The organism is Halomonas sp. YLGW01 (genome assembly GCF_014840935.1).
Classification (GTDB): Bacteria; Pseudomonadota; Gammaproteobacteria; order Pseudomonadales; family Halomonadaceae; genus Onishia.
Genome location: NZ_CP062005.1, coordinates 2,669,837 through 2,691,804, shown reverse-complemented (window position 1 = coordinate 2,691,804; position 21,968 = coordinate 2,669,837). Strand labels below are relative to the sequence as shown.

Genomic DNA, 21,968 nt, shown 5'->3' with positions numbered 1-21,968 from the left:
AGGCCATCTGCGATGCCTCATCGGCAGCACTTTGCTTTCTCCGCCACCGCTCAGCCAGCGCTCAGCCTCAGCCACCGCTCAGCCGGCGGCCACGGCCGGGGCTGGCTTCTGTCCGCAGAGGGTGGTGCCGATGGAGGCGGTGATGACGAGGCCGATCGCCAGCCACTGGGTCAGGCTCAGTGCCTGGCCGAGGAAGAAGAGTCCGGACAGTGCGGCGACGGCGGGCTCGAGGCTCATCAGGGTGCCGAAGGTGTGGGTCGGAAGCTTCGGCAGGGCGATCATCTCGAGGGTATAGGGCAGGGCGGTGGATAGCACCGCCACGCCCAATGCCAGTGGCAACAGCGCCGGGGTGAACAGTGCCGTGCCCACCTCGGCGAGCCCGATCGGGAAGAAGATCAGTGCGGCGATGGTGATGCCCAGCGCGGCGGTCTGGGTGCCGTGGTCGGCGCCGGCCTTCTGGCCGAAGAGGATATACAGCGCCCAGCAGACCCCGGCGCCCAGGGCATAGGCGGCACCCACCGGGTCCACGTCCCAGCCACTCTCGCCGCCGAGCAGCAGCAGCAGAATCAGCCCGCCGATGGCCAACGCCACCCAGCACAAATCCAGCCAGCGCCGGGAATTGAGCATGGCCACCGCCAGCGGGCCGGTGAACTCCAGTGCCACGGCGATCCCCAGCGGAATGCGATCCAGCGCCTGATAGAAGAGCAGGTTCATCAGCCCCAGAGCCGCGCCGTACACGGCGATGGTACGCCAGCCCTTGGCTCCCACCGGCCGCCGCCAGGGGCGCAGCACGGCCAGCAGGATGAGGGAGGCGATCAGCAGGCGCAGGGCGGTGGTGCCGGTGGGGCCGATCGCCGGAAACAGCGAAGTGGCAAGCGAGGCACCGCTCTGGATCGAGGTCATGGCCACGATCAGGATCGCCACCGGCCACAGCCGGGCCTGCATAGATGCACTCATGCTACGCTCCCTCTTCATTCAGGTATCGGATATCAGCGATCGGTATCGGGCGCCCGCGGGTGCCACCATTCATGGATCAGTGCCGGGAAGTGTAGTGATGAGCAGTATATTGCACAATGGGGCGGGCGAAGAAAATTCGCGTCCGGACGTGCTGGTGCATGTGGCGGCCAATGTCCGTCGTCTGCGCCAGGCGGCCGGCCTCAGCCAGCAGGCGCTGGCCGAGGCGGCGGGGGTGAGTCGACGCATGCTGGTGAGCGTCGAGCGCGGCGACGTCAATGTCAGCCTGGCGACCCTTGACCGGCTGGCCGAGGCGCTGGGGGTGATCTTCCACGTGCTGGTGCAGCCACCGGAGACCGAGGATTCCGCCCATATCGACGAGATCGCCTGGGCCGGGCACTCGCCGCAGAGCCATGGTCGACTGCTGGCCAGCAAGGCCGCCCGCGAGGTGGAACTGTGGCGCTGGCAGCTGGCGCCCGGCGAGCGCTACGACTCCGAGGCCGACCCGGCTGGCTGGCACGAGATGATCGTGGTGGTCGAGGGCACCCTGACGCTGCGCATCGGTGAGCAGGTGCTGACCCTCGCGGAGGGAGAGTTTCACGTCTACCCCAGCGATCAGGCCTACGCCTACTGCAACGAGGGTGAGGTACCGGTGGGCTTCATTCGCAACGTGTTGCACTGACGGCAGGCAGGAGGGGTGCCGACGGCGCTGGAGGGAAGGGAGCCGCCGCGGGCGCGGCGGCTCGTGGGCGTGATGCCGGCAGCATCACGCCCTCAAGCATCATACTGGCATCACACCAGCTCGCGGGATTCCCGGCGGGCATCGCGACGGTCGCGCAGCACGGCGCGGCAGATCAGCACCAGCACGCCGAGGGTCAGGGCGGGCCAGATCAGCACGTAGAAGGCAAACAGTGCGGTCATCGAAAGACTCCTGTTGGTGGGGGGCCGGCGGGCCAGCCCCCCTGATGATGGGATAAGCGGTTGATCAGCTGACCGACTCAGCGTGAGGCGCTCGCCAGGCGATCCCCGGCGGTCTTTTCGGTATCGGCACCGGCTGCGCTCGCGGCGTCGTCATAGTCGCCCACGCGCTGGGCGATGGTGTCGAAGTCGAAGCGCTGGCTGCTCATCAGGCTCATCACCACGCACACCAGGGTGCTGGTGCCGTAGGCGGTCAGCGAGGCCAGCAGCACGGTGTAGTCACGCAGGAAGTCGGTGGCGAACACCAGCATGGCCAGTATGGCCAGCACCCCGGCGATCAGCCCGGCGGCGCGGCCCAGGAAGCCGAACACCATCAGGGCGATGATGATGCCGCCCCCGATGCTGGCCAGGCCCTCGAAGGCCAGGGCGGTCAGCCCGCTCATGGGCAGCAGCTCGAAGCGTGCGATGCAGAAGGTGACCATGGCCACCAGCACCGAGGTAGTGAAGGCGGCGTTGGTGACGCGGTTCCAGAAGCAGCTGGCGATCACCGGGAAGACGATCGCCCCCCAGAGCGCGCCGACGAAGACCAGCATCACCAGGATATCCAGCGAGAAGCTGGCGAAGACGATGCCCACCGCGGTGGCGATGATCATGGTCAGGCGACCGACCAGCAGCATGCGCTTGGGATCGGCCTTGCCGCGTGCGATGTTCTTGCCGTAGACGTCGGCCATCATGATCGCGGACAGCGCCGAGAGGTCGGAATCGGCGGTGGAGGACAGCGAGCCGATCACCAGCACGAAGAACAGCGCGATGAAGACCGGCGGCAGGTAGCCGGAGACCATCTGCGGAATCAGGTTGTTCATGTCGCCGTCGAGCGGCTGGATGCCAAGCGTCAGGGCCATCAGGCCGATCATGCCCAGGCCGATGACGATGGCGCCGTAGCCCACCGTGGCGGTGATGAAGGTCGGCTTGATGTGCTCTTCGTTGACCGCGAACAGGCGCTGGGAAATGGTCTGGTTGCCGATGGCGTAGGCCAGCACGGCGACGAAGAAGGGCGCGCCCTGATTGAGAATCGCATCGACGGAAAAGAAGTCGGCCTGCTCAGGCGTCAGGTTGTCGAGGCCAGCCACCAGCTCGCTGGGCCCGCCCATGGCAAAGAAAACGGCGGGAATGATCACCACCGCGATGGCCATCAGCGCCACCAGCTGGGCGAAGTCGGTCAGCACCGAGGCGCGGAAGCCGGACCACAGGGTATACACCAGCACGCCGATACCGGCGATGATCACCCCGGCCTGGAAGGAAAGCGGCGAGAGCACCGAGACCAGGGCCCCGGCGGCGGTGAAGTTCACCATCAGGCTGATGATGCTGCCCAGCACGTTGGAGAAGGCCAGGATCAGCTGGCTCGAGGAGCCATGGCGGGCGTGGATCAGCTCGCCGAGGGTATGGGCGTTGGGGGCCAGCTTGCGAAAGCGCCGCCCGAACGGGTAGATGAACAGGATCATCAGCGCGCCCCACAGGCCATAGTGGATGGGGCCGGAGACGCCGTAGGTGTAGCCGGAGGTGGCCGCGGCATAGAAGGAGGCGGCCCAGATCCAGGTGGCGGTCATGCTGGCCGCGCCGATGCCGAAGCCGACCCGGTGGTTGGAGACCATGAAGGCGTCGGCGTCTTCCTTCTTCTTGCGGATGCCGAGCGTCAGGAGGTAGGTGCCGCCATAGAAGGCGAACATCAGCAGCAGCACGGTGCTGGTCGAGAACTGGTGGAGAGACAGGCTGTTCAAGAGAATTCCTCGGTTGATGGGAACGCAGGCACTCGTCAGCCGGTCGTCCTGCCTTCTGCGCAAAGCAGAGACGAACGGCGGCCCGCAGAGGCTGCGTTGTTGGATCGTTTCAGGATCGCGAAGGGGCGGCGGCGATGCGGCGTCAGCGAGATGACGCAGGCGCATGATGCCCCGGGGGGGTCGGCCCAGAGGGAGCCGATCAGGAGTCGCCGATCAGGCGCTTCCCGGCAGGCAGGACGGTGGCGGGCGACGTGGCATACAGTGCCCTTGAGAAAATCCGGTGGTCGACATGGTTTCCCTCTTGTTCGTTGACCTCGGCGGTCCAGGAGGCGGCGGCCGAGTGCGTCACCGATGAAGCGAGATTGATGCGATGGGCCCGGTGGCCCGACCGGGTAGCCACGCGAGGGCGACGACCCGATGAAGGGGCATACCTTAATGAATTGGACTGACCATGTCCAATCAGCTGCCAGCATGAGGTGAATGGTCGGGAGCGTCTGGGAACGTGTTGGATCATGCTGATAAGGGCTGGCGATCGGAACTCCTTGATGGCCTCTCACGCGGTGCGCAGGCAGTGTTTGTCGGGCTGCCCCATGGCGCCAACACGCGTTTTATTATACATTTGGGTAACAACAGGCTGCGTCGCGGCCACGGCTTATCTCGACTATGACCCGAAGGAAACAACATGACTCGCGCGAACCCGATCCTGGGCGTCTATCTGAGTGATTCCCTCGACCTGGATGCCATCTATGGCGATGCTCTGTGCAGCGCGGCCGGTGACGTCGTTCTGCGCCACCCGTACGAAATCGACAACCCTGAAGACGTGCGTTTTGCGATCTGCTGGCTGCCTAACGAGAAGGCCTTCGAGGCCTATCCCAACCTGACGCTTGCGATGTCGATCGGCGCCGGTGTCGATGCCCTGCTGGCGCATCCCGGCCTGAGCGAGGAGGTACAGATCGCCCGGGTACGCGACCCGCATCAGGCCGACCTGATGGCAGGCTTTGCGGCGCATGAAGTGCTCCATCAGGAACGTGAGTTTGCCACCCTGGAGCGTAATGCCGCCAAGGCGCATTGGGAGCCGCTGCCCATGCGCGCGCCGGCCTCTGCGACGGTCGCGGTGCTCGGCCATGGCACCATGGGGCGCGCCGTGGTGCAGGCCGTGGCGGCGCTCGGTTTTTCCGTGCGCGTGGCCTGTCGCAGCACGCCGGAGGCGCCGGTTGAGGGCGTGACCTACCTGACGGGCGAGCGCGCCGTGATGGAGGCGGCGGATGGCGCCGATTATCTGATCAATGTGCTGCCGCTGACCGCGGCCACGGAAAACGTGCTGAACCGGGCCCTGTTCGCGAAGCTTGCCAAGGGCGCCTGGCTGGTGCAGATCGGTCGCGGGGAGCACCTGGTCGAGGCAGACCTGACAGCGGCACTTCGCGATGGCACTCTAGGCGGCGCCACGCTGGATGTGTTCCGTGAAGAACCCCTGCCGGCCGACCATCCCTTCTGGGCGGAGCCGGCGCTGCGGATCACGCCACATATTGCCAGCGACTCCCTGCCCGACGTCGTCGCGGGGCAGGTGATCGAGACTGCTCGTGCCTTGCGTGATGGTGAGCCGCTGGCAATGGGCGTAGACCGGCGCCGCGGCTACTGACCCCGACCACCCCCACATCGACCGATTCCAGAGGACGCCCAATGCGCCATGAGGAGAACCAGTTGCTGCAGATGAGTGATGCCGAACGCCAGGCCAGAATCGACCTGGCGGCCTGCTATCGCCTGGCGGCTCACTACAAGATGACGGATCTGATCTACACCCACATCACCGCTCGGGTGCCGGGCGAGGAAGGGCATTTCCTGATCAACCCTTATGGCTGGCGCTGGGAGGAAATCACGGCCTCCTCGCTGGTCAAGATCGATGTGGATGGCAACAAGGTCTGCTCAAGCCCTGAGCCCGTGAACCCTGCTGGCTTCACCATCCATTCGGCGATCCACGGTGCCAGCCATGCGGCGGCCTGGGTGATGCACACCCATTCCCGCGCCGGGATAGCGGTATCGTCGATGGAACAGGGCCTCGAGACACGACTCAACCAGATCGCGCTGCAGTTCCACGAGCGGGTCTCCTACCATGACTACGAAGGCATCGCCCTGGACCTGGCCGAGCGCGAACGTCTGGTGGCAAGCCTTGGCGACAATCCGGCACTGGTGCTGCGCAACCACGGCCTGCTGACCACCGGGGCCTCGGCCGCCGAGATGTTCAACAACATGTTCTATCTCGAGCGCGCCTGTGAGCTGCAGGTGGCGGCGCAGTCCACCGGCCAGCCCCTGCGGCTGGTGCCCGAGGAGACCGCCCGCCATGTGGCCCGGCAGTACGACCAGACCATCCATGAGGATGGCGATCTCGAGCTCGAGTGGGCCGCGCACCTGCGCACCCTCGAGGCGCTGGATCCGAGCTATCGGGACTGAGCGGCATAGACAGGGGGACCGAGAGACTCATTAACAGAGAGACAGGTCGACAGAGAGACCGGGCGTCTGGCGAGACGCCAGCAGGACGAGAAAAGGGGGCGGCCAATGGGCCGCCCCCTTTTTTTGTGGTGCATCGTCTCTTGCTGCCAGTGAACCCCGGCCTTGTCGGCAAGGCCGGGCAGGCGGCCGTCAGTGCGGCACGCGGTTCTCGAACCAGCGCAGGCCGACGATCAGGATGCCGCTCAGGCACAGATAGACGGCGACCAGGAACAGCAGCGGTTCGTAGGTCAGGTAGGTGGTCTGGCGCACTTGAGTAATCACCGCATAGAGATCCATCACCGTGATGGTGGCGACCAGCGGCGTGGACTTCAGCTGCAGGATGATCTCGCCGGTCAGCGTCGGCAGGGCGCGGTGCAGGGCACGCGGGAACCAGACGCGGGTGAAGACCTTGAGCCGGGACATGCCGAAGGCCTCGGCGGCTTCCAGCTCGCCATGGGGCACGCCGGCAAAGGCGCCGCGCATGATCTCGCCCTGATAGGCGGCGAACGACACGGTCAGGGCGATGAAGCCATAGGGCCAGGCCTGTCGCAGGTAGTCCCAGGCCCAGGAGTCACGGATCTCCGGGAACTGGCCGAACAGCGCACCGAGGCCGAAATAGAACAGCCACAGCTGCAAGAGCAGCGGGGTGCCGCGAATCACGGTGCAGAAGCCGGTAGCCAGCCAGCGCAGCGGCCAGACGCCGCTGACCTGTGCAAGCCCTAGCGGCAGGGCGAACAGGAAGCCCACGACCACGCTGGACACCAGCATGATCAGGGTCATCTGCAGGCCTTCCCAGAGCTTGGGCAGGTAGCGGGGCAGCCAGCTCCAGTCCATCAGCAGGATCGCGGCCGCAATGCCGGCGACGAACAGGGCCAGCAGGATGAGGCGATGGGGCTCGAGCAGCCCCGACAGCTTGGCCAACGTGCCCGTTCGCGAGGGGCGAACGAGCAAGGCGAGAGGGTGGGATTCAGACACAGGCATTCCTTGAAGTCAGCGTGCGGAGACAAGACCACGCCGTGCGTGGCGCTCGAAGCGGCGCAGGGCAAGGTTCGACATCAGCGTCAGCGCCAGGTACAGCACGCCTGCGGCCAGGAAGAACATGATGTAGGACTGGGTGGCGCCGGCGGCCTGGCGGGTGACCAGGGTCAGCTCGCTGAAGCCGATCACGGCCAGCAGGGCGGTGTCCTTGGTGGCGATCATCCACAGGTTGGCCATGCCGGGCAGGGCATGCGGCGTCATGGCCGGCAGAGTGACGCGGCGCAGCACCTTGGAGGGCGACATGCCGAAGGCGTGAGCCGCCTCGATCTGACCGCGGGGAATGGCCTGGATGGCGCCGCGGATGACCTCGGTCGCATAGCCGCCCTGCACCAGCCCGATGACCAGGATCCCGGCGGTCAGGCCATCGATATCGACATTGCCGAAGCCCATGGCGGTCGAGGCGCGGCTCAAAAGGTCGGTGCCGACGTAGTAGAACAGCAGCATCAGCACCAGTTCGGGCACGGCGCGGATCACCATGGTGTAGATTTCGAGCAGGTCGCGGACGACCTTGTTGCCGTACAGCTTGCCGGTAGCGCCGACGATGCCGATCAGGATGCCCAGCAGATAGCCACCTGCCGCCAGCTCGATCGAGCGCAGGAACCCGACCAGTAGCACCTTGCCCCAACCGGGGGCCTCATAGGCCAGCAGGCTAAAATCGAAGACAGTCGTCATGGGTGGCGGTTGTCCTTGTGATTGGCGGATGTCCTAGGAAAGGCGGAAATGCAAAGGCCGCCCGGGGGCGGCCTTTGTGGGCAGGCATCAGCCGCCGTAGATGTCGAAGTCGAAGTAGGGCGCGGTGATATCCTCATAGCTGCCGTCGGCGCGCATCGCGTCGATGGCCGCGTTGACGCGCTCCTTGAGCGCGGTATCGCCCTGACGCAGCCCCACTCCGATGCCTTCGCTCATCAGCTCAGCGTCGCTTGCCACGGAACCGCGGTATTCACAGCACGACTGGCCGGTCTCGGAGTCGAGGAAGGTCTGCACGGCCAGAGTATCGGCGACCACCGCGTCCAGACGGCCGGCGACCAGGTCCTGGAGCTCTTCGTTGAGGGTTTGATAGACCTTGAGGTTGGCAGTATCGGCGAAATGCTTGCGCGCATACTGCTCCTGGTTGGTGCCCGACTGAATGCCCAGATAGGCGCCGTCGACGCCCTCGGCGGTGGGCTCCACGTCGCTTGATTTGAGCGCCACGATGCCGGTGGGGCTGGCGTAATACTTGTCGGAGAAGGCGATCTGCTCGGCGCGCTCCGGGGTGATCGACATCGAGCCGATGATCATGTCGATCTTTCCGGTTTTCAGAGCCGGGATGATGCCCTCCCACGCGACCGGCGCAAGCTCGCACTCGGCGTCCAGGCGACCACAGAGCTCATCGATGAAGTCGATTTCCCAGCCCGACCAGTCACCGGCGGCGTCCGGCGAGTAGAAGGGGGGGTAGGGCTCGGCGGACAGGCCTATCTTGTAGGTGTCGGCCAGGGCCGGGGCTGCGAAGACGCTGAGGCCGATCAGGCTGGCGGTGGTGGTGAGTGTCTTGAACATGGGGATTACCTCTCTTGTTTTAGGCGTTCTTGGCAGACTGGTTAACCCTGCCGTTAAGGGTGGTTAAGCGTGCCGTCGATGAAGCCGTCGTTGATAAAGCTGTCGCTGATAAGCCGTGTTGATGAAGCCACGTAGGCGGTCAGGCCACCGAGCTGATGAACTGTTTCAAGTGCGGCGACTGGGGATTGCCAAAGATCTGGCCGGGAGGGCCCTGTTCTTCGATGACGCCTTCTCGGAGGAACACCACGTGGGTGGCCACGTCACGCGCGAAGGCCATCTCGTGGGTCACCAGCATCATGGTGCGCTGCTCGGCGGCCAGATCACGGATCACGGACAGCACCTCGCCGACCAGCTCCGGGTCGAGCGCCGAGGTAGGTTCATCGAACAGCATGGCCAGCGGGTCGACGGCCAGCACCCGGGCAATGGCAGCGCGTTGCTGCTGACCGCCGGACATGAAACCCGGATACATCGACTTCTTGCTGCCAAGCCCGACTCGATCGAGCAGCAGCTCGGCGCGGTGAACGGCCTCGTCGCGCTTCATGCCTAGTACATGAATGGGCACCTCGATGACGTTTTCCAGCACCGTGCGGTGCGGCCAGAGGTTGAAGTTCTGAAAGACCATGCCGAGGTGGGCGCGGATGCGCTGGACCTGGCGGCGGTCGACGATTTCCTGATCGCCATGGCGGGCGGTACGCATGTGATAGGTTTCGCCCTGAATCGCCACCTCGCCAGAGGTCGGGCGTTCCAGCAGGTTGATGCACCTGAGCAGCGTCGATTTACCCGAGCCCGAGCCGCCAATGATGGCGACGACATCGCCCTGGCTGGCGGTCAGGGAAATGCCCTTCAGGACCTCGAGGGAGCCGAATCGCTTGCGTAGGTCGCTGATCTCTATTGCAGGTTCGTTTGCCATTGATTATCTCGTCTCTGGGGGGCGCCCATCTGCCTCCTGGAGGGGAAACGTCGTCATCTAGCAGGCGCTTGCAATTAGTTCCTTGTTATACGACAGTATAACTGTAAGCCAAGTCCGGCGAGATTCAAAGCGTCAATATTCAGCGAAAGGCTAATTTGATGCTGTTGATTCGGCGGCCTCAGGGGCAGGTTTTGTATCGAAATCACAAGACTTTTCAGGTTCTTAACTCATGAGGCGATATCCATGAGAGGTGGTCTGTTCGCAGTGGCCTTAGCGAGGTGGCCTTGGCAAAGTGACTGCGCCGAGGCGGATTCTTCTGACCGGAAACGATGGGGACTATGAGCAGGAAATCATTTCAGCGGTGGTCCATGGATGCACGGCGACGCAGTTTGCTCGAAGCCACTCTGGACTGTGTGGCCGAGCACGGCATGAACGGCGCTAGTGCGCGTCGTGTGGCCGAGAGAGCGGGAGTTACGGCGGGGCTGATCCGTCATTACTTCGGCTCCAAGGATGCGATGGTGAGTGCCGCCTATGGTTACCTGATCGGGCAGCTGACCGGTGAAGCCGCGGAATCCGCCGAGAAGGGCGGCGGGGCCCCCGAGCAGCGTTTGGCCCGCTTCATCGTCGCCAACGTGACGGCGCCCAACCTGTCGCCCCGCAAGGTGGCGCTGTGGGCCACCTTCATCGGTCGCGTGCGAACCGAGCCGGAATACGCCGACATTCACCGTGAAAGTTATCGCGAATTCCTGACCCTGCTGGAAACGCTGATTCACCCGCTGCTTATGGCGTCTGCGCGACCGGCGGACCCCGTCACTTGCCAGCACTACGCCATCGCGCTGAACGCGCTGATTGATGGCCTGTGGCTGGAAGGGGGGCTGGGGCACGGGCTTTATGATGCGCGCCGGCTGCCGGGGATCGCGCTGAGTGCGGCGGAGGGCATCCTCGGGTTGCCCGACAATACTCTCGCCCAGCATCTCGCCAACGGTGACCAGTCACCTCCTCCCGACAACCAATAGGACAAGTCTCATGCGCTATGCATCGATCACCGATCGTCTGTATGATCTCGGCGGCGACAAATGGGCGGTGCACAATGCCGCCAGGGAGCGTCAGGCCAAGGGCGAAGCACTCATCGAGCTGAGCATCGGCGAGCCGGATATCACCACTGACCCGGCCCTGGTCGAGCACTGTATCGACGCCCTGCGGGCCGGCCGCACGCGCTATTCCAACGGGCGTGGCGAGCCGGGCCTGGTGGATGCACTGATCGACACCTATGCGCCTCGCTTTCCCGGCATCGACGAGGAAAACGTGCTGTGCTTTCCCGGCACCCAGACCGCGCTCTTCGCGGTGATCCTGGCGCTGGCCGGTGAAGGCGACGGCGTGCTGACCGGCGATCCCTACTACGCCACCTATGAAGGGGTGATTCGCGCGGCAGGGGCGCACCTGCAGCCGGTACCGCTGCGCATGGCGCATGACTTCATCATGCAGCCCGACGACCTGGCCGCTGCCATCACCCCGCAAAGCCGGGTGCTCATGCTCAATACACCCCACAATCCCACCGGCGCGGTGTTGGATCGCCAGACCCTGGAACAGCTGGGCGAGCTGTGTATCCAGCACGATCTGTGGATTCTCTGCGACGAGGTCTACGAGGCGCTGATCTTTGACGGTGACTTCGTCTCGCCGCTGGAAATCGAGGCTCTGCGTGAGCGTACCGTGGTGGTGTCCTCGATCTCCAAGAGCCATGCCGCTACCGGTTTCCGCAGTGGCTGGTCGATCGGCCCGGTGGAGTTCTCGCGTCGGCTGCTGCCGATCTCGGAAACGATGCTGTTTGGCAATCAGCCGTTCATCGCCGACATGACCGAGGCAGCCCTGCGTCAGCACTTCGATACCGCCGAGCGCCTGCGAGAGGCCTTGGGGCGTCGCGCCGCGCTTTTGCATGAAGCCGTCGAGCGGCTGCCGGCGCTGTCCTCGAGCCTGCCTCAGGGCGGCATGTTCCTGATGATCGATGTCTCGAAGACCGGCCTGGACGGCGAGGCCTTCGCCTGGCGTCTGCTGGAGGAACAAGGGGTGGCGGTGATGCCGGGCGCCTCCTTCGGTGATAGCGCCACGACCCTGATTCGGGTGGCGCTGACGGTGCCGGATGAGGTGCTGATGCAAGCGGTCGAGAGGATGGCGGCGCTGTGTCAGAGCCTGGAAGGTCAAGGCTTGGAAGGTAAGACTAAGCAAACCGAGGCCGACAGTCTCGCCTGATGGCGGCTTGCTTCACTTGTTAGCCCGCCATGGCGTCTGCCATGGCGGGCTTTTTCGTTCCAGAACGGGCGCTGGACGCGGGGGAGGGGTCAGTCGCGCTCGGTGCTGCCGTCGGCCTGGCAGGCGGCGGCGGTGAACAGCACGTCGGTGGAGGAGTTGAGTGCCGTTTCGGTGGAATCCTGTACCACGCTGATCACGAAGCCGATCGCCACCACCTGCATCGCCACGTCGGTGGAGATGCCGAACAGGTTGGCGGCCATGGGAATGATCAGCAGCGAGCCGCCGGCCACGCCGGAGACGCCGCAGGCGGCCAGTGCCGAGACGATGCACAGCAGCAGGGCGGTGGCGAAGTCGACGCTGATGCCCAGGGTATGAGCGGCGGACAGGGTGATCACGGTGATGGTGATCGCCGCACCGGACATGTTGATGGTGGCGCCCAGCGGGATCGAGATCGAGTAGGTGTCAGCGTGCAGCTTGAGGCGCTTGCACAGCTCCAGGTTGACCGGGATGTTGGCCGCCGAGCTGCGGGTGAAGAAGGCGGTGATGGCACTGCCGCGCAGGCAGGCAAAGACCAGCGGGTAGGGGTTGCGGCGGGTCTTGGCGAACACGATCAGCGGGTTGGTGACCAGCGCCACGAACAGCATGCAGCCGACGATCACCAGCAGCAGGTGGCCGTAGTCGAGCAGCGCACCGAGGCCTGCGGTGGCCAGGGTGCCGGCCACCAGGCCGAAGATACCGAGCGGGGCGAGGCGGATCACCAGGCGGATGATCTGCGAGACGGCTTCGGCAAGATCGGCGAGCAGGGTGCGGGTGCTTTCGCTTGCCTGGCGCAGGGTCAGGCCGAGGCCGGCCGCCCAGACCAGGATGGCGATGAAGTTGGCCTCCATCAGCGCGCTGACCGGGTTGGCGACGGCACTCAGCACCAGGTTCTTGAGGATCTCATCGACGCCGCCGGGCGGGTTGCCGCTGGCCTGGGGCGCATTCAGCGCCAGGCTGGTCGGGAAGGCGAAGCTCGCGGCGACGGCCACCAGGGCGGCGATCAGGGTGCCGATCAGGTAGAGCACCAGCACGCCGCGGATGTGCGTGGGCTGGCCGCGCCGGTGGCTGGCGATGGCGGCCGTGACCAGCACGAAGACCAGTATCGGCGCCACGGCCTTGAGGGCGGAGATGAAGACTTGTCCTAACAGCGAGGCCGATTGGGCGAGGTCGGGCGAGTAGGAAGCCAGCAGGGCGCCGCAGACGATGCCGATGGCGATCTGGGCGATCAGCCCTATCCGCTGCAGGGGGCGGAAGAGGGTGTTAACGGTTGCGATCATGACGCGTCTCTTGGGTAGTTCGGGATCGTGGGATGCACGCTGAAGCCAGGAGTGCGCGGCGCGATTGTATCCACCTGCCAGCCGCGCCGGGCCAAACGGGCGCGGTATTCTATCATCCTCGCCGCCGCCGCGTCGGCGCTCGTCCGCCGGTCTGCGAGGGAGGGCGTCGTGAGTCCGTCGCGGGAATCAGTCGCGGGAATCAGTCGCGGGAATCAGTCGCGGGAATCAGTCGCGGGGCTCGCCTTTCCGCTCAGCCGGCCAGCCGCCTTTGCGGATGACGGGGTAGCCGGCAACGTCCAGGTTGTAGAGATAGAGCCAGGCCGGCCCGAAGGCGGTGTCGTGCATGGTCCGGTCGTAGGTGCCGGTGCTCGGTGCGCACACGCGATAATCCTCCAGCCGGTCGAGTCCGGCCAGGCAGCGGCTATCGACCCGGAAGACCTCGATCGTGATTCCCCGGGAGGGCTCGAGCCGGGCGCCGGGATAGGGGCCCAGGTCGTAGAGGGTGGCGGTAGTGAGGGTGTCTTCGCCGACGAACTCGGCACCGTGCAGCCAGTGATGATTGCGCAGGCCACGTTTCAGGGTGCCATAGACGGCGACCAGCGGCGTGTATTGGATCGCGAGAGCAGGAGCATGCATGGCTCACCTGAGGGTCGGGTTTGCATGGAGCGCACGCGTCACTGCGAGGCGGTCTCACTCGGCAGGACGGCGCTAAGTTCCAGTCAGCGCTTAGGAGGCCTCGCCGCTTAAGTGGCTGGCCAGCGAGATCACATGCTCGTCGTGGTGGCCGAGGCGTTCGAGCGCTGTGGCGAGGTTGAGCAGATAGTCCCGGTTGGGGCCACTTTCACCGTGGGCCTTGGCGATCTGCTGGGCGATGGCGTCATGGGGCGCATCGCCCAGGAAGGCGGCGTTATCCTCGGTGGCGAGATACACCAGGCCCTCGGCGGACGCACTGGCTGTACCGTCACGGGAATCTGCATCGTCAGGGCCATCATCGAAGTGCAGCTCGGTGACCACGCGCAGGTAGCCATTCTTCTCGCGCACATCCAGCGGGCCCAGCGTCTCCGGGGTGATGCGGTAGGCCATGCCGTGGCAGACGGCGCCTGGCTCGCGCACCAGGGTGGCCACGCGGCCGGGGGCCTCGGGGGTGCCGCGGTGGTCGTGTGAGCCCTGCCAGAAGCGGCGTACCCAGCCGCGGATATGCGCCGGGCGACGCTCCAGGTAGGGAAAGTCGGCCTTCCAGATCAGTGAGCCATAGCCGAACAGCCAGATCTCCTGGTGATCGTCGAAGTGGGTCATCTGCTGGTTGAGGTGGGTGGTATCGATCGTCATGGGCATCCTGGTGTCGTCACGCCGAGGACTCGATTCTAGCATTCGCTCTGGTGGTGGCTGAACGCGATGCGCAGGTCGGACTCAACGCTAGGGAACTTCGCCAGGGGGGAAGGCGAGAGGTTGCAACGAGGAAGGACTGCTGTATTGAAGAGCTGTAACGAGGGGGCTCAAGAAGAGCCAGGTGTCACCGGCCGGGGGGGAGCGGCTGGGCATAATGCCCAAACGCAACAAGGCCCGCCGAAGCGGGCCTTGAGTCTCAAACCTTGCGGTTCGAGAGGCTTTCAAATCTCGACGGTTAGTCGGAGATTAGATGGCCTTGATGTTTGACGCCTGCAGGCCTTTCTTGCCCTGGGTGACGTCAAAGGAAACTTCCTGGCCGTCCTGCAGAGACTTGAAGCCTTCTGCCTGGATCTCGGAGAAGTGTGCGAACAGGTCGTCGCCACCGTCTGCCGGAGAAATGAAGCCGAAACCTTTAGTGTCGTTGAACCACTTAACTGTGCCAGTTGCCATTTTCAATATCCTTGCGCTAAAAGCGCTCTTGCGATTGCCGGGTGATACCCGATGAATAGTGGGTAAAACAAAGGAGATATACACCAGGGCTACCGAAGGACTTCGATTACAACTGACTATATTCAACTTGCTAACCAACTGAGATGCATCTTTCCATGTTGCGGCCTTCGGGTCAACACTATTTTCGCATGTCATTTCGTTCGAGGGGGCTCGGATCCTCTGGAACCGGCGCCAGGGCCGCTTGTGACGGCCATCAGGAGGCACGCGCTGGTATGGCGTGATCATTTGCCTCTGGGTCAGGTGCCTCTGGGCCCCAGCAGGATTACTCCCGCGCCGATGAGGCACAGGCTGGCGCCGATCAGGTCCCAGCGGTCCGGGGCGCGTTGCTCGACCAGCCACAGCCAGGCCAGCGAGGTGGCGATATAGACGCCCCCATAGGCGGCGTAGGCACGCCCGGCGTAGTCGGCGTCGGTGAGGCTCAGCAGCCAAGCGAACAGCGCCAGGCTCAAGATGCCCGGCAGCAGCCAGCCGAGCGGCTTGTCCAGACGCCACCATGCCCAGAAGGCGAAGCAGCCGGCGATCTCGGCCAGGGCGGCGGCCACGTAGAGCAGCGGGGTCGGCATGCAAGGGCTCCTGTGCGGATGAGGTCAGTCGTGATGCCGTCAGCGCCGGTGAACGATTAGGCGGTGGTGCGGGCGCCGTCGTTAGCGCAGCTTGGTAGTGCGCCTGGCGGCTTCGGCGGCCGGGGGCTGGAAGGCGTCGGCGCTGGCCTGTGCCCAGTAGTGTGCGAACACCTCGTGCTCGGGTGGGCCGTCGAGCAGGGCACCCGGCGCCAGGTAGTGATGGAGGCGGTCGAAGGCGCGGATCTCGTGGGCCGAGCAGCGGTGCAGGATGTGCTCGGGGCCGAGTTCAGTGGGGTCGTGGAGGCCGGACGCGGCGAGCATCTCGGCGAGCGCCTTCAGGGTGTTGTCGTGGAAGTGATAGACCCGCGTGCTCTTGTCGGCCACGTCCAGGTGGGCGCTGCGCCGCGGATCCTGGGTGGCCACGCCACTGGGGCAGCGGTCGGTGTGACAGGTGCGGGCCTGGATGCAGCCCAGCGCGAACATGTAGCCGCGGGCGGCGTTGCACCAGTCGGCGCCCAGCGCGATGGTGCGGGCGATATCGAAGGCTGAAATCAACTTGCCGGCGGCGCCGAGTTTGATCGACTCGCGCAGGTTCACACCGACCAGGGTGTTGTGGACCAGCAGCAGCGCCTCGGTGAGCGGCATGCCCAGGCGGTTGATGAACTCGAGCGGTGCCGCCCCGGTGCCGCCCTCGCCGCCGTCGACGACGATGAAGTCCGGGTGCTCGCCGGTGGCGAGCATCGCCTTGACCAGGCCGAACCATTCCCAGGGGTGGCCGATGGCGAGCTTGATGCCGACCGGCTTGCCGCCGGACAGCTCGCGCAGGCGCACGATGAAGGCGATCAGCTCGCGGGGCGTGGTGAAGGCGGAGTGGGCGGCGGGGGAGATTACGTCCTCGCCCGCCGGCACGCCGCGGGTCGAGGCGATCTCGGCGGTGACCTTGGCGCCGGGCAGGATACCGCCATGGCCGGGCTTGGCGCCCTGGCTGAGCTTGATCTCGATCATCTTGACCTGTTCGAGGGTGGCACCCTCGATGAAGCGCTCCTCGCTGAACTGCCCCTCGGGGGTGCGACAGCCGAAGTAGCCCGAACCGATCTCCCATACCAGATCGCCGCCGTGTCGGTGGTAGGGCGAGATCGCCCCCTCGCCGGTGTCGTGATAGAAGCCGCCGCGGGCCGCGCCGCGGTTCAGGGCCTCGATGGCATGGCCCGACAGCGAGCCGAAGCTCATCGCCGAGATGTTGAACACGCTGGCGGCATAGGGCTTGGCGCGTCCGGCGCCGATGGTCACCCGAAAGTCGTGGCCGGCCAGTGGCGCGGGGGCCAGCGACGGATTGACCCATTCATAGCCCGGTGCATAGACATCGTGCAGCGTACCGAAGGGTTTCTTGTCGGAGACGTTCTTGGCGCGCTGGTAGACCGCCTCGCGCTGCTCCCGGGAAAAGGGCCGCGGCTCGGTATCCGCCTGGATGAAGTACTGGCGGATCTCCGGGCCGATCGCCTCCAGGCCGTAGCGCAGGTGGGCGAGGATCGGGTAGTTGCGGCTCACCGTGCGCCGGCGCTGGCGAAGGTCATGGGTACCCAGCGCCACCAGGGCGGCGAAGCCCAGCGCTGCCCAGCCCCAGGCAGGGCTGACGGTCATCAGGATGAGGCTTGCGATCAGGCCGGCGAGGCTCACACCGTAGGCGGTGTAGCGGGACACGCTGCGCAGGCCGCGGCGCCAGGCGGTCAGGCGGGTCGAGAGGGCGGGCATGGGCGAGGCTCCTGAGCGGTGGTGCGAAGAACGGGCGTGTGGCATTGCACGCGGCGGCCTTCGCGCTGTCAATGTCGCCCCGCGCCCTATGCCCCTTTTCCGGTGCCGTGATAGCGGCCGCCCGGGCGGCCCGGCTTCGGGCTTCGGGTTTTGGGCTAGGGCGCCCAGATATCGTCGATCACGGCGCGCACGGCGGCGATTACCGGCTCGTCGCGCCGCTCCTCGAGCCAGATGATGCTCAGTGCGCAGGGCAGGCGGATGCCGTCGGCGATCACCAGGCCGCGCTCCTGGCGCTCCTGGAGGGCGGTGGTGTCGCGAGCCAGCGCCAAGCCGACGCCTGCTCGCACCAGGTCGAGCATGCAGGCCTCCTGATCGACCTGGGCGACGCGGTGCGGCGTGAGACCACGGGGTGCGAGCTGCTGGGCCAGCAGACGGTGATGGACGGAGCGCGGCGGGGTGACGATCCAGGGCAGGGTGGCGAGGCTCGGCCAGTCGGTGCGGTTCAGTCGCGAGGACCAGCCCGCCGGGGCGATGACGTGATAGTGGAAGTGCGTCAGCTCGAGCAGCTCCACCGCCGGCGCTCCGTCATCGAGGGGCGGCGGCTGGCCGGGTGACTCGAGGTAGAAACCGACATCCAGCTCGCGGCGCAGCAAAGAATCGAGCACGAATCCGCTGGTGCCGTGATGCAGCTCGGTCTCGACCTGGGGCACCCGCTGCACCAGCTGATGCAGGACGGCGCCGAGACGGATGAATTCCGGGTCGACGATGGTGCCGATGCGCAGGCGTCCGCGCAGGGTGTCATGCATCGACTGGGCGCTGACATCGAAGGCCTGCAGCGCGGCCAGCGCCGACTCGGCGGCCGGCAACAGGGCGTGGCCATCGGCGGTCAGCGCGAGTCCCTGAGCATGGCGCTGGAACAGCGTGAGGCCGAGGGTCTCCTGCAGCTGCTTGAGCTTGAGACTGACGGCGGGCTGGGTCAGGTGCAGCGCCTCGGCGGCGCGTGACACGCTGCCCTGATGGGCCACGGCCACGAAGGCACGCAACGCCTTGAGGTCATGCATGAGGCCTCCCCTCGAATGGTCGCCGCGATGGGCGCTGAAGTGAGCGACGAGATATATGAAAATCTTATACCTCGCTTTTGGCTTTCTCAATTGATTCCCCGCTGCCGTGCGCTAGTTTGGAAGCCACTTGGCCCAGCAGCATGGGCTCTCCAGTGTGCAGTGCAACATGAGACGAGAGGCAGACATGACCATTCAGCGCATCGAGCATTATATCAATGGCCATAAGACGAATGGCGGAGCCGATCGCCACCAGGACGTCACCAACCCGGCCACCGGCCAGGTGACCGCCCGGGTCGCGTTGGCCTCCCAGGCGGACGTGGACAGCGCCGTGGCCGCCGCTCAGGCCGCCTTCCCCGCCTGGGCCGATACGCCGGCGATTCGCCGTGCGCGGGTGATGTTCAAGTTCCTCGAGCTGCTGAATGTTCACAAGGACGAGCTGGCCGAAGCCATCACTCGGGAGCACGGCAAGGTGTTCACCGATGCTCAGGGCGAGGTGGCGCGCGGCATCGATATCGTCGAGTTTGCCTGCGGCATTCCGCAACTGCTCAAGGGCGACTACACCGAGCAGGTCAGCACCGGTATCGACAACTGGACGACCCGTCAGCCGCTGGGTGTGGTCGCCGGCATCACCCCGTTCAACTTCCCGGTGATGGTGCCGATGTGGATGTTCCCGCTGGCGATCGCTGCCGGGAACAGCTTCGTGCTCAAGCCCAGCCCGCTGGATCCCAGCGCCTCGCTGATGATCGCCGACCTGCTCAAGCAGGCCGGGCTGCCGGATGGCGTCTTCAACGTGGTGCAGGGCGACAAGGACTCGGTGGAGGCGCTGATCGACCACCCCGACGTCAAGGCGCTGTCCTTCGTCGGCTCCACCCCGATCGCCAACCTGATCTACGAGCGGGGGGCGCGAAACGGCAAGCGCATCCAGGCGCTGGGTGGCGCCAAGAACCACATGGTGGTGATGCCCGATGCCAACCTGGACAAGGCCGTCGACGCCCTGATCGGCGCGGCCTATGGCTCCGCCGGCGAGCGCTGCATGGCGATCAGCGTGGCGGTGCTGGTCGGAGATGTGGCCGACGAGATCGTGCCGCGCCTGGCCGAGCGGGCCCGCGAGCTGAAGATCAAGAATGGCCTGGAGCTCGATGCCGAGATGGGGCCCATCGTCACCGCTCAGGCGCATCAGCGGATCAATGGCTACATCGAGAAGGGCGTGGCCGAGGGCGCCGAGATGGTGGTCGATGGTCGTGACTTCGACCCGGCTACCACCGGCGAGGGCTGCGCCGACGGCTTCTGGATGGGCGGCACCCTGTTCGACCACGTCACGCCGGAGATGACCATCTACCGCGAGGAGATCTTCGGGCCGGTACTGGCCTGTGTGCGAGTGCCGGACGTCGCCACCGCCATCCAGCTGATCAACGATCACGAGTTCGGCAACGGCGTCAGCTGCTTCACCGAGAGCGGCAGCGTGGCCCGCGAGTTCGGTCGGCGCATTCAGGTCGGAATGGTGGGCATCAACGTGCCGATCCCGGTGCCCATGGCCTGGCACGGCTTCGGCGGCTGGAAGCGTTCGATGTTCGGCGACACCCACGCCTATGGCGAGGAGGGGGTGCGCTTCTACACCAAGCAGAAGTCGATCATGCAGCGCTGGTCGGATTCCATCGACGCGGGCGCCGAGTTCGCCATGCCGACGGCCAAATAACCCCTCCCTCCACTGACCGACCGGTATGCCGGCCGATCGGGGGAACTCCCCCGATCGAAGACCGCCCGCTGGCTGGCGGGCGAGCCGGCATGCCCAGCGAGAGCACGCCATGGCTGATCATACCAACAACACCCATGCCTTCGACTATATCGTGGTGGGCGCCGGCACCGCCGGTTGCCTGCTCGCCAACCGCCTCAGTGCGGACCCGGCCAACCGGGTGCTGCTGATCGAGGCCGGTGGTCGTGATAACTATCACTGGATCCACATTCCGGTGGGCTACCTCTACTGCATCAACAATCCGCGCACCGACTGGCGTTTCCGTACCGAGCCCGATCCCGGCTTGAACGGTCGCTCGCTGATCTATCCGCGGGGCAAGACCCTCGGCGGCTGCTCCAGCATCAACGGCATGCTCTATCTGCGTGGCCAGTCCCGCGATTACGACGGCTGGGCCGAGTTGACCGGTGACGATGCCTGGCGCTGGGAGAACTGCCTGCCCGACTTCATGAAGCATGAGGATCATCATCGCCTGGATGAAGGGGGCGATGCCGATGCCGCTCACCGGGACTTCCACGGCCATGGCGGCGAGTGGCGCATCGAGAAGCAGCGCCTGAAGTGGCAGGTGCTGGATGATTTCGCCACCGCGGCCGTGGAGGCCGGCATCCCCCGGACCCGCGACTTCAACCGCGGCGACAACGAGGGGGTGGACTATTTCGAGGTCAACCAGCGCTCGGGCTGGCGCTGGAACACCTCCAAGGCCTTCCTGCGGGGCGTCGAGCAGCGCGGCAACCTGACGGTCTGGCATTCCACCCAGGTGCTGGGACTCGACTTCTCGACAGACGAGGGTGGTGAGCCCCGCTGTTGTGGGGTGAAGGCCGAGCGCGCGGGAGAGGAGGTCGTGGCGACGGCCCGCCGCGAGGTGGTGCTCTCCGCCGGCGCCATCGGCTCGCCGCAGCTGCTGCAGGTCTCGGGCGTGGGCCCGGCGGCGCTGCTTTCCGAGCACGAGATCCCCGTGGTGGCCGATCTGCCCGGCGTGGGCGAGAACCTGCAGGATCACCTGCAGATTCGTTCGGTCTACAGGGTCAAGGGCGCCAAGACCCTCAACACCATGGCCAACTCTCTGGTGGGCAAGGCCAAGATCGGCCTGGAATATGCCCTGAAGCGGACCGGACCCATGAGCATGGCGCCGTCCCAGCTGTGTGTCTTCACGCGCAGCTCGAGAGACTACGAGCATCCCAATCTCGAGTATCACGTTCAGCCGCTGAGCCTCGAGGCCTTCGGCCAGCCGCTGCATGACTTTCCGGCGATCACGGCGAGCGTGTGCAACCTCAACCCGACCAGCCGGGGCACGGTGCGCATCAAGAGTCGCGACCCCAGGAAGGCGCCGGCCATCTCCCCCAATTACCTGAGCACGCCGGAGGATCGCCAGGTCGCTGCGGATTCACTGCGGGTCACGCGACACATCGCCGCTCAGCCGGCTTTCGCCAAGTACGCCCCGGAGGAAGTCAAGCCGGGGGCGCAGTACCAGAGCGATGACGATCTGGCACGGCTGGCCGGCGATATCGGCACCACCATCTTCCATCCGGTGGGCACCGCCAAGATGGGGCGCGACGATGATCCCATGGCGGTGGTGGACTCGCATCTTCGTGTGAGAGGCGTCCAGGGCCTGCGCGTCGTCGATGCCAGCATCATGCCGACCATCACCAGCGGCAATACCAACTCGCCGACCCTGATGATCGCCGAGAAGGCAGCGGGCTGGATCCTCACCGAACACCATCCGCGGCCCTGAGTGTCTCGGCGTTAGAGGAAGGGGCCT

General features: G+C 65.5%; 21 protein-coding genes. 7 read left to right on the top strand and 14 right to left on the bottom strand.

Features of this window, described 5'->3' with window-relative positions; genetic code table 11:
* Nucleotides 1-78: 78 nt before the first annotated feature.
* The gene (gene rhtA / locus IEJ03_RS12350; protein WP_192035147.1) at nucleotides 79-957 is read right to left on the bottom strand and encodes a threonine/homoserine exporter RhtA; all 879 of its coding nucleotides are present in this window, start codon (nucleotides 955-957) and stop codon (nucleotides 79-81) included.
* Nucleotides 958-1,054: 97 nt separating this feature from the next.
* Between rhtA and IEJ03_RS12345 the strand changes: the two genes are divergently transcribed.
* A complete protein-coding gene (locus IEJ03_RS12345; protein WP_192035146.1) occupies nucleotides 1,055-1,636 on the top strand; it encodes an XRE family transcriptional regulator in 582 nt (193 codons plus the stop codon).
* A gap of 110 nt (nucleotides 1,637-1,746) precedes the next feature.
* On the opposite strand, the gene IEJ03_RS15935 is transcribed toward IEJ03_RS12345, so the two are convergent.
* Together IEJ03_RS15935 and IEJ03_RS12340 are read right to left on the bottom strand one after the other, a co-directional pair.
* Complete coding sequence (locus IEJ03_RS15935) at nucleotides 1,747-1,875, bottom strand: putative transporter small subunit (protein WP_220086238.1); 129 nt, start codon at nucleotides 1,873-1,875, stop codon at nucleotides 1,747-1,749.
* Nucleotides 1,876-1,952: 77 nt separating this feature from the next.
* Nucleotides 1,953-3,650 carry a sodium:solute symporter family protein gene (locus tag IEJ03_RS12340; RefSeq protein ID WP_192035145.1) on the bottom strand — a complete coding sequence of 566 codons (1,698 nt, stop codon included), beginning with the start codon at nucleotides 3,648-3,650 and terminating at the stop codon, nucleotides 1,953-1,955.
* 682 nt (nucleotides 3,651-4,332) lie between these two features.
* On the opposite strand from IEJ03_RS12340, the gene IEJ03_RS12335 reads away from it, so the two are divergent.
* Nucleotides 4,333-5,289: an NAD(P)-dependent oxidoreductase gene (locus IEJ03_RS12335; protein WP_192035144.1), complete on the top strand. Its 957-nt coding sequence runs from the start codon at nucleotides 4,333-4,335 to the stop codon at nucleotides 5,287-5,289.
* 62 nt (nucleotides 5,290-5,351) lie between these two features.
* Nucleotides 5,352-6,098: a class II aldolase/adducin family protein gene (locus tag IEJ03_RS12330; protein WP_277950327.1), complete on the top strand. Its 747-nt coding sequence runs from the start codon at nucleotides 5,352-5,354 to the stop codon at nucleotides 6,096-6,098.
* Nucleotides 6,099-6,287: 189 nt separating this feature from the next.
* On the opposite strand, the gene IEJ03_RS12325 is transcribed toward IEJ03_RS12330, so the two are convergent.
* From IEJ03_RS12325 to IEJ03_RS12310, 4 genes are all read right to left on the bottom strand, one after another.
* On the bottom strand, nucleotides 6,288-7,058 hold the full coding sequence (locus tag IEJ03_RS12325; RefSeq protein ID WP_242457960.1) for an ABC transporter permease: 771 nt from the start codon (nucleotides 7,056-7,058) through the stop codon (nucleotides 6,288-6,290).
* A gap of 69 nt (nucleotides 7,059-7,127) precedes the next feature.
* Nucleotides 7,128-7,847 (bottom strand): ABC transporter permease, encoded by a 720-nt coding sequence (locus IEJ03_RS12320; protein ID WP_192035142.1) that lies wholly within the window; start codon nucleotides 7,845-7,847, stop codon nucleotides 7,128-7,130.
* 87 nt (nucleotides 7,848-7,934) lie between these two features.
* The gene (locus IEJ03_RS12315) at nucleotides 7,935-8,711 is read right to left on the bottom strand and encodes a transporter substrate-binding domain-containing protein (protein ID WP_192035141.1); all 777 of its coding nucleotides are present in this window, start codon (nucleotides 8,709-8,711) and stop codon (nucleotides 7,935-7,937) included.
* Between the two features lie 139 nt (nucleotides 8,712-8,850).
* Nucleotides 8,851-9,621: an ATP-binding cassette domain-containing protein gene (locus tag IEJ03_RS12310; protein ID WP_192035140.1), complete on the bottom strand. Its 771-nt coding sequence runs from the start codon at nucleotides 9,619-9,621 to the stop codon at nucleotides 8,851-8,853.
* Between the two features lie 389 nt (nucleotides 9,622-10,010).
* Here IEJ03_RS12310 and IEJ03_RS12305 point away from each other — a divergent pair, with 389 nt between their 5' ends.
* Both IEJ03_RS12305 and IEJ03_RS12300 read left to right on the top strand, forming a co-directional pair.
* Nucleotides 10,011-10,637 carry a TetR family transcriptional regulator C-terminal domain-containing protein gene (locus IEJ03_RS12305; protein WP_242457959.1) on the top strand — a complete coding sequence of 209 codons (627 nt, stop codon included), beginning with the start codon at nucleotides 10,011-10,013 and terminating at the stop codon, nucleotides 10,635-10,637.
* Between the two features lie 10 nt (nucleotides 10,638-10,647).
* The gene (locus tag IEJ03_RS12300; protein ID WP_192035138.1) at nucleotides 10,648-11,868 is read left to right on the top strand and encodes a pyridoxal phosphate-dependent aminotransferase; all 1,221 of its coding nucleotides are present in this window, start codon (nucleotides 10,648-10,650) and stop codon (nucleotides 11,866-11,868) included.
* Nucleotides 11,869-11,957: 89 nt separating this feature from the next.
* Here IEJ03_RS12300 and sstT read toward each other — a convergent pair whose 3' ends face one another.
* From sstT to IEJ03_RS12265, 7 genes are all read right to left on the bottom strand, one after another.
* Complete coding sequence (gene sstT, locus IEJ03_RS12295; RefSeq protein ID WP_192035137.1) at nucleotides 11,958-13,184, bottom strand: serine/threonine transporter SstT; 1,227 nt, start codon at nucleotides 13,182-13,184, stop codon at nucleotides 11,958-11,960.
* Between the two features lie 225 nt (nucleotides 13,185-13,409).
* Complete coding sequence (locus tag IEJ03_RS12290; RefSeq protein ID WP_192035136.1) at nucleotides 13,410-13,820, bottom strand: gamma-glutamylcyclotransferase; 411 nt, start codon at nucleotides 13,818-13,820, stop codon at nucleotides 13,410-13,412.
* Nucleotides 13,821-13,910: 90 nt separating this feature from the next.
* The gene (locus IEJ03_RS12285) at nucleotides 13,911-14,513 is read right to left on the bottom strand and encodes a gamma-glutamylcyclotransferase (protein ID WP_192035135.1); all 603 of its coding nucleotides are present in this window, start codon (nucleotides 14,511-14,513) and stop codon (nucleotides 13,911-13,913) included.
* A gap of 306 nt (nucleotides 14,514-14,819) precedes the next feature.
* Complete coding sequence (locus IEJ03_RS12280; protein WP_092527654.1) at nucleotides 14,820-15,023, bottom strand: cold-shock protein; 204 nt, start codon at nucleotides 15,021-15,023, stop codon at nucleotides 14,820-14,822.
* A gap of 296 nt (nucleotides 15,024-15,319) precedes the next feature.
* Entirely contained in the window at nucleotides 15,320-15,646 is a 327-nt protein-coding gene (locus IEJ03_RS12275; RefSeq protein ID WP_192035134.1) for a YnfA family protein, read from the bottom strand.
* A gap of 81 nt (nucleotides 15,647-15,727) precedes the next feature.
* Nucleotides 15,728-17,398 carry an FMN-binding glutamate synthase family protein gene (locus tag IEJ03_RS12270; RefSeq protein ID WP_192035133.1) on the bottom strand — a complete coding sequence of 557 codons (1,671 nt, stop codon included), beginning with the start codon at nucleotides 17,396-17,398 and terminating at the stop codon, nucleotides 15,728-15,730.
* A 155-nt stretch (nucleotides 17,399-17,553) separates the two neighbouring features.
* On the bottom strand, nucleotides 17,554-18,459 hold the full coding sequence (locus IEJ03_RS12265; RefSeq protein WP_192035132.1) for a LysR family transcriptional regulator: 906 nt from the start codon (nucleotides 18,457-18,459) through the stop codon (nucleotides 17,554-17,556).
* 184 nt (nucleotides 18,460-18,643) lie between these two features.
* Between IEJ03_RS12265 and IEJ03_RS12260 the strand changes: the two genes are divergently transcribed.
* Nucleotides 18,644-20,155 carry a CoA-acylating methylmalonate-semialdehyde dehydrogenase gene (locus IEJ03_RS12260; protein ID WP_192035131.1) on the top strand — a complete coding sequence of 504 codons (1,512 nt, stop codon included), beginning with the start codon at nucleotides 18,644-18,646 and terminating at the stop codon, nucleotides 20,153-20,155.
* Between the two features lie 109 nt (nucleotides 20,156-20,264).
* Entirely contained in the window at nucleotides 20,265-21,941 is a 1,677-nt protein-coding gene (locus IEJ03_RS12255; RefSeq protein ID WP_192035130.1) for a GMC oxidoreductase, read from the top strand.
* Nucleotides 21,942-21,968: the final 27 nt, after the last annotated feature.

What these genes read in the sequence shown, in the direction of transcription:
- IEJ03_RS12260 (WP_192035131.1), top strand. Translation starts at nt 18,644, where the DNA reads ATGACCATTCAGCGCATCGAGCATTATATCAATGGCCATAAGACGAAT.
- IEJ03_RS12310 (WP_192035140.1), bottom strand. Translation starts at nt 9,621, where the DNA reads ATGGCAAACGAACCTGCAATAGAGATCAGCGACCTACGCAAGCGATTC.
- IEJ03_RS12345 (WP_192035146.1), top strand. Translation starts at nt 1,055, where the DNA reads ATGAGCAGTATATTGCACAATGGGGCGGGCGAAGAAAATTCGCGTCCG.
- IEJ03_RS12335 (WP_192035144.1), top strand. Translation starts at nt 4,333, where the DNA reads ATGACTCGCGCGAACCCGATCCTGGGCGTCTATCTGAGTGATTCCCTC.
- IEJ03_RS12275 (WP_192035134.1), bottom strand. Translation starts at nt 15,646, where the DNA reads ATGCCGACCCCGCTGCTCTACGTGGCCGCCGCCCTGGCCGAGATCGCC.
- sstT (WP_192035137.1), bottom strand. Translation starts at nt 13,184, where the DNA reads ATGATCGCAACCGTTAACACCCTCTTCCGCCCCCTGCAGCGGATAGGG.
- IEJ03_RS12270 (WP_192035133.1), bottom strand. Translation starts at nt 17,398, where the DNA reads ATGCCCGCCCTCTCGACCCGCCTGACCGCCTGGCGCCGCGGCCTGCGC.
- IEJ03_RS12290 (WP_192035136.1), bottom strand. Translation starts at nt 13,820, where the DNA reads ATGCATGCTCCTGCTCTCGCGATCCAATACACGCCGCTGGTCGCCGTC.
- IEJ03_RS12265 (WP_192035132.1), bottom strand. Translation starts at nt 18,459, where the DNA reads ATGCATGACCTCAAGGCGTTGCGTGCCTTCGTGGCCGTGGCCCATCAG.
- rhtA (WP_192035147.1), bottom strand. Translation starts at nt 957, where the DNA reads ATGAGTGCATCTATGCAGGCCCGGCTGTGGCCGGTGGCGATCCTGATC.
- IEJ03_RS12255 (WP_192035130.1), top strand. Translation starts at nt 20,265, where the DNA reads ATGGCTGATCATACCAACAACACCCATGCCTTCGACTATATCGTGGTG.
- IEJ03_RS12280 (WP_092527654.1), bottom strand. Translation starts at nt 15,023, where the DNA reads ATGGCAACTGGCACAGTTAAGTGGTTCAACGACACTAAAGGTTTCGGC.
- IEJ03_RS15935 (WP_220086238.1), bottom strand. Translation starts at nt 1,875, where the DNA reads ATGACCGCACTGTTTGCCTTCTACGTGCTGATCTGGCCCGCCCTGACC.
- IEJ03_RS12320 (WP_192035142.1), bottom strand. Translation starts at nt 7,847, where the DNA reads ATGACGACTGTCTTCGATTTTAGCCTGCTGGCCTATGAGGCCCCCGGT.
- IEJ03_RS12315 (WP_192035141.1), bottom strand. Translation starts at nt 8,711, where the DNA reads ATGTTCAAGACACTCACCACCACCGCCAGCCTGATCGGCCTCAGCGTC.
- IEJ03_RS12300 (WP_192035138.1), top strand. Translation starts at nt 10,648, where the DNA reads ATGCGCTATGCATCGATCACCGATCGTCTGTATGATCTCGGCGGCGAC.
- IEJ03_RS12285 (WP_192035135.1), bottom strand. Translation starts at nt 14,513, where the DNA reads ATGACGATCGATACCACCCACCTCAACCAGCAGATGACCCACTTCGAC.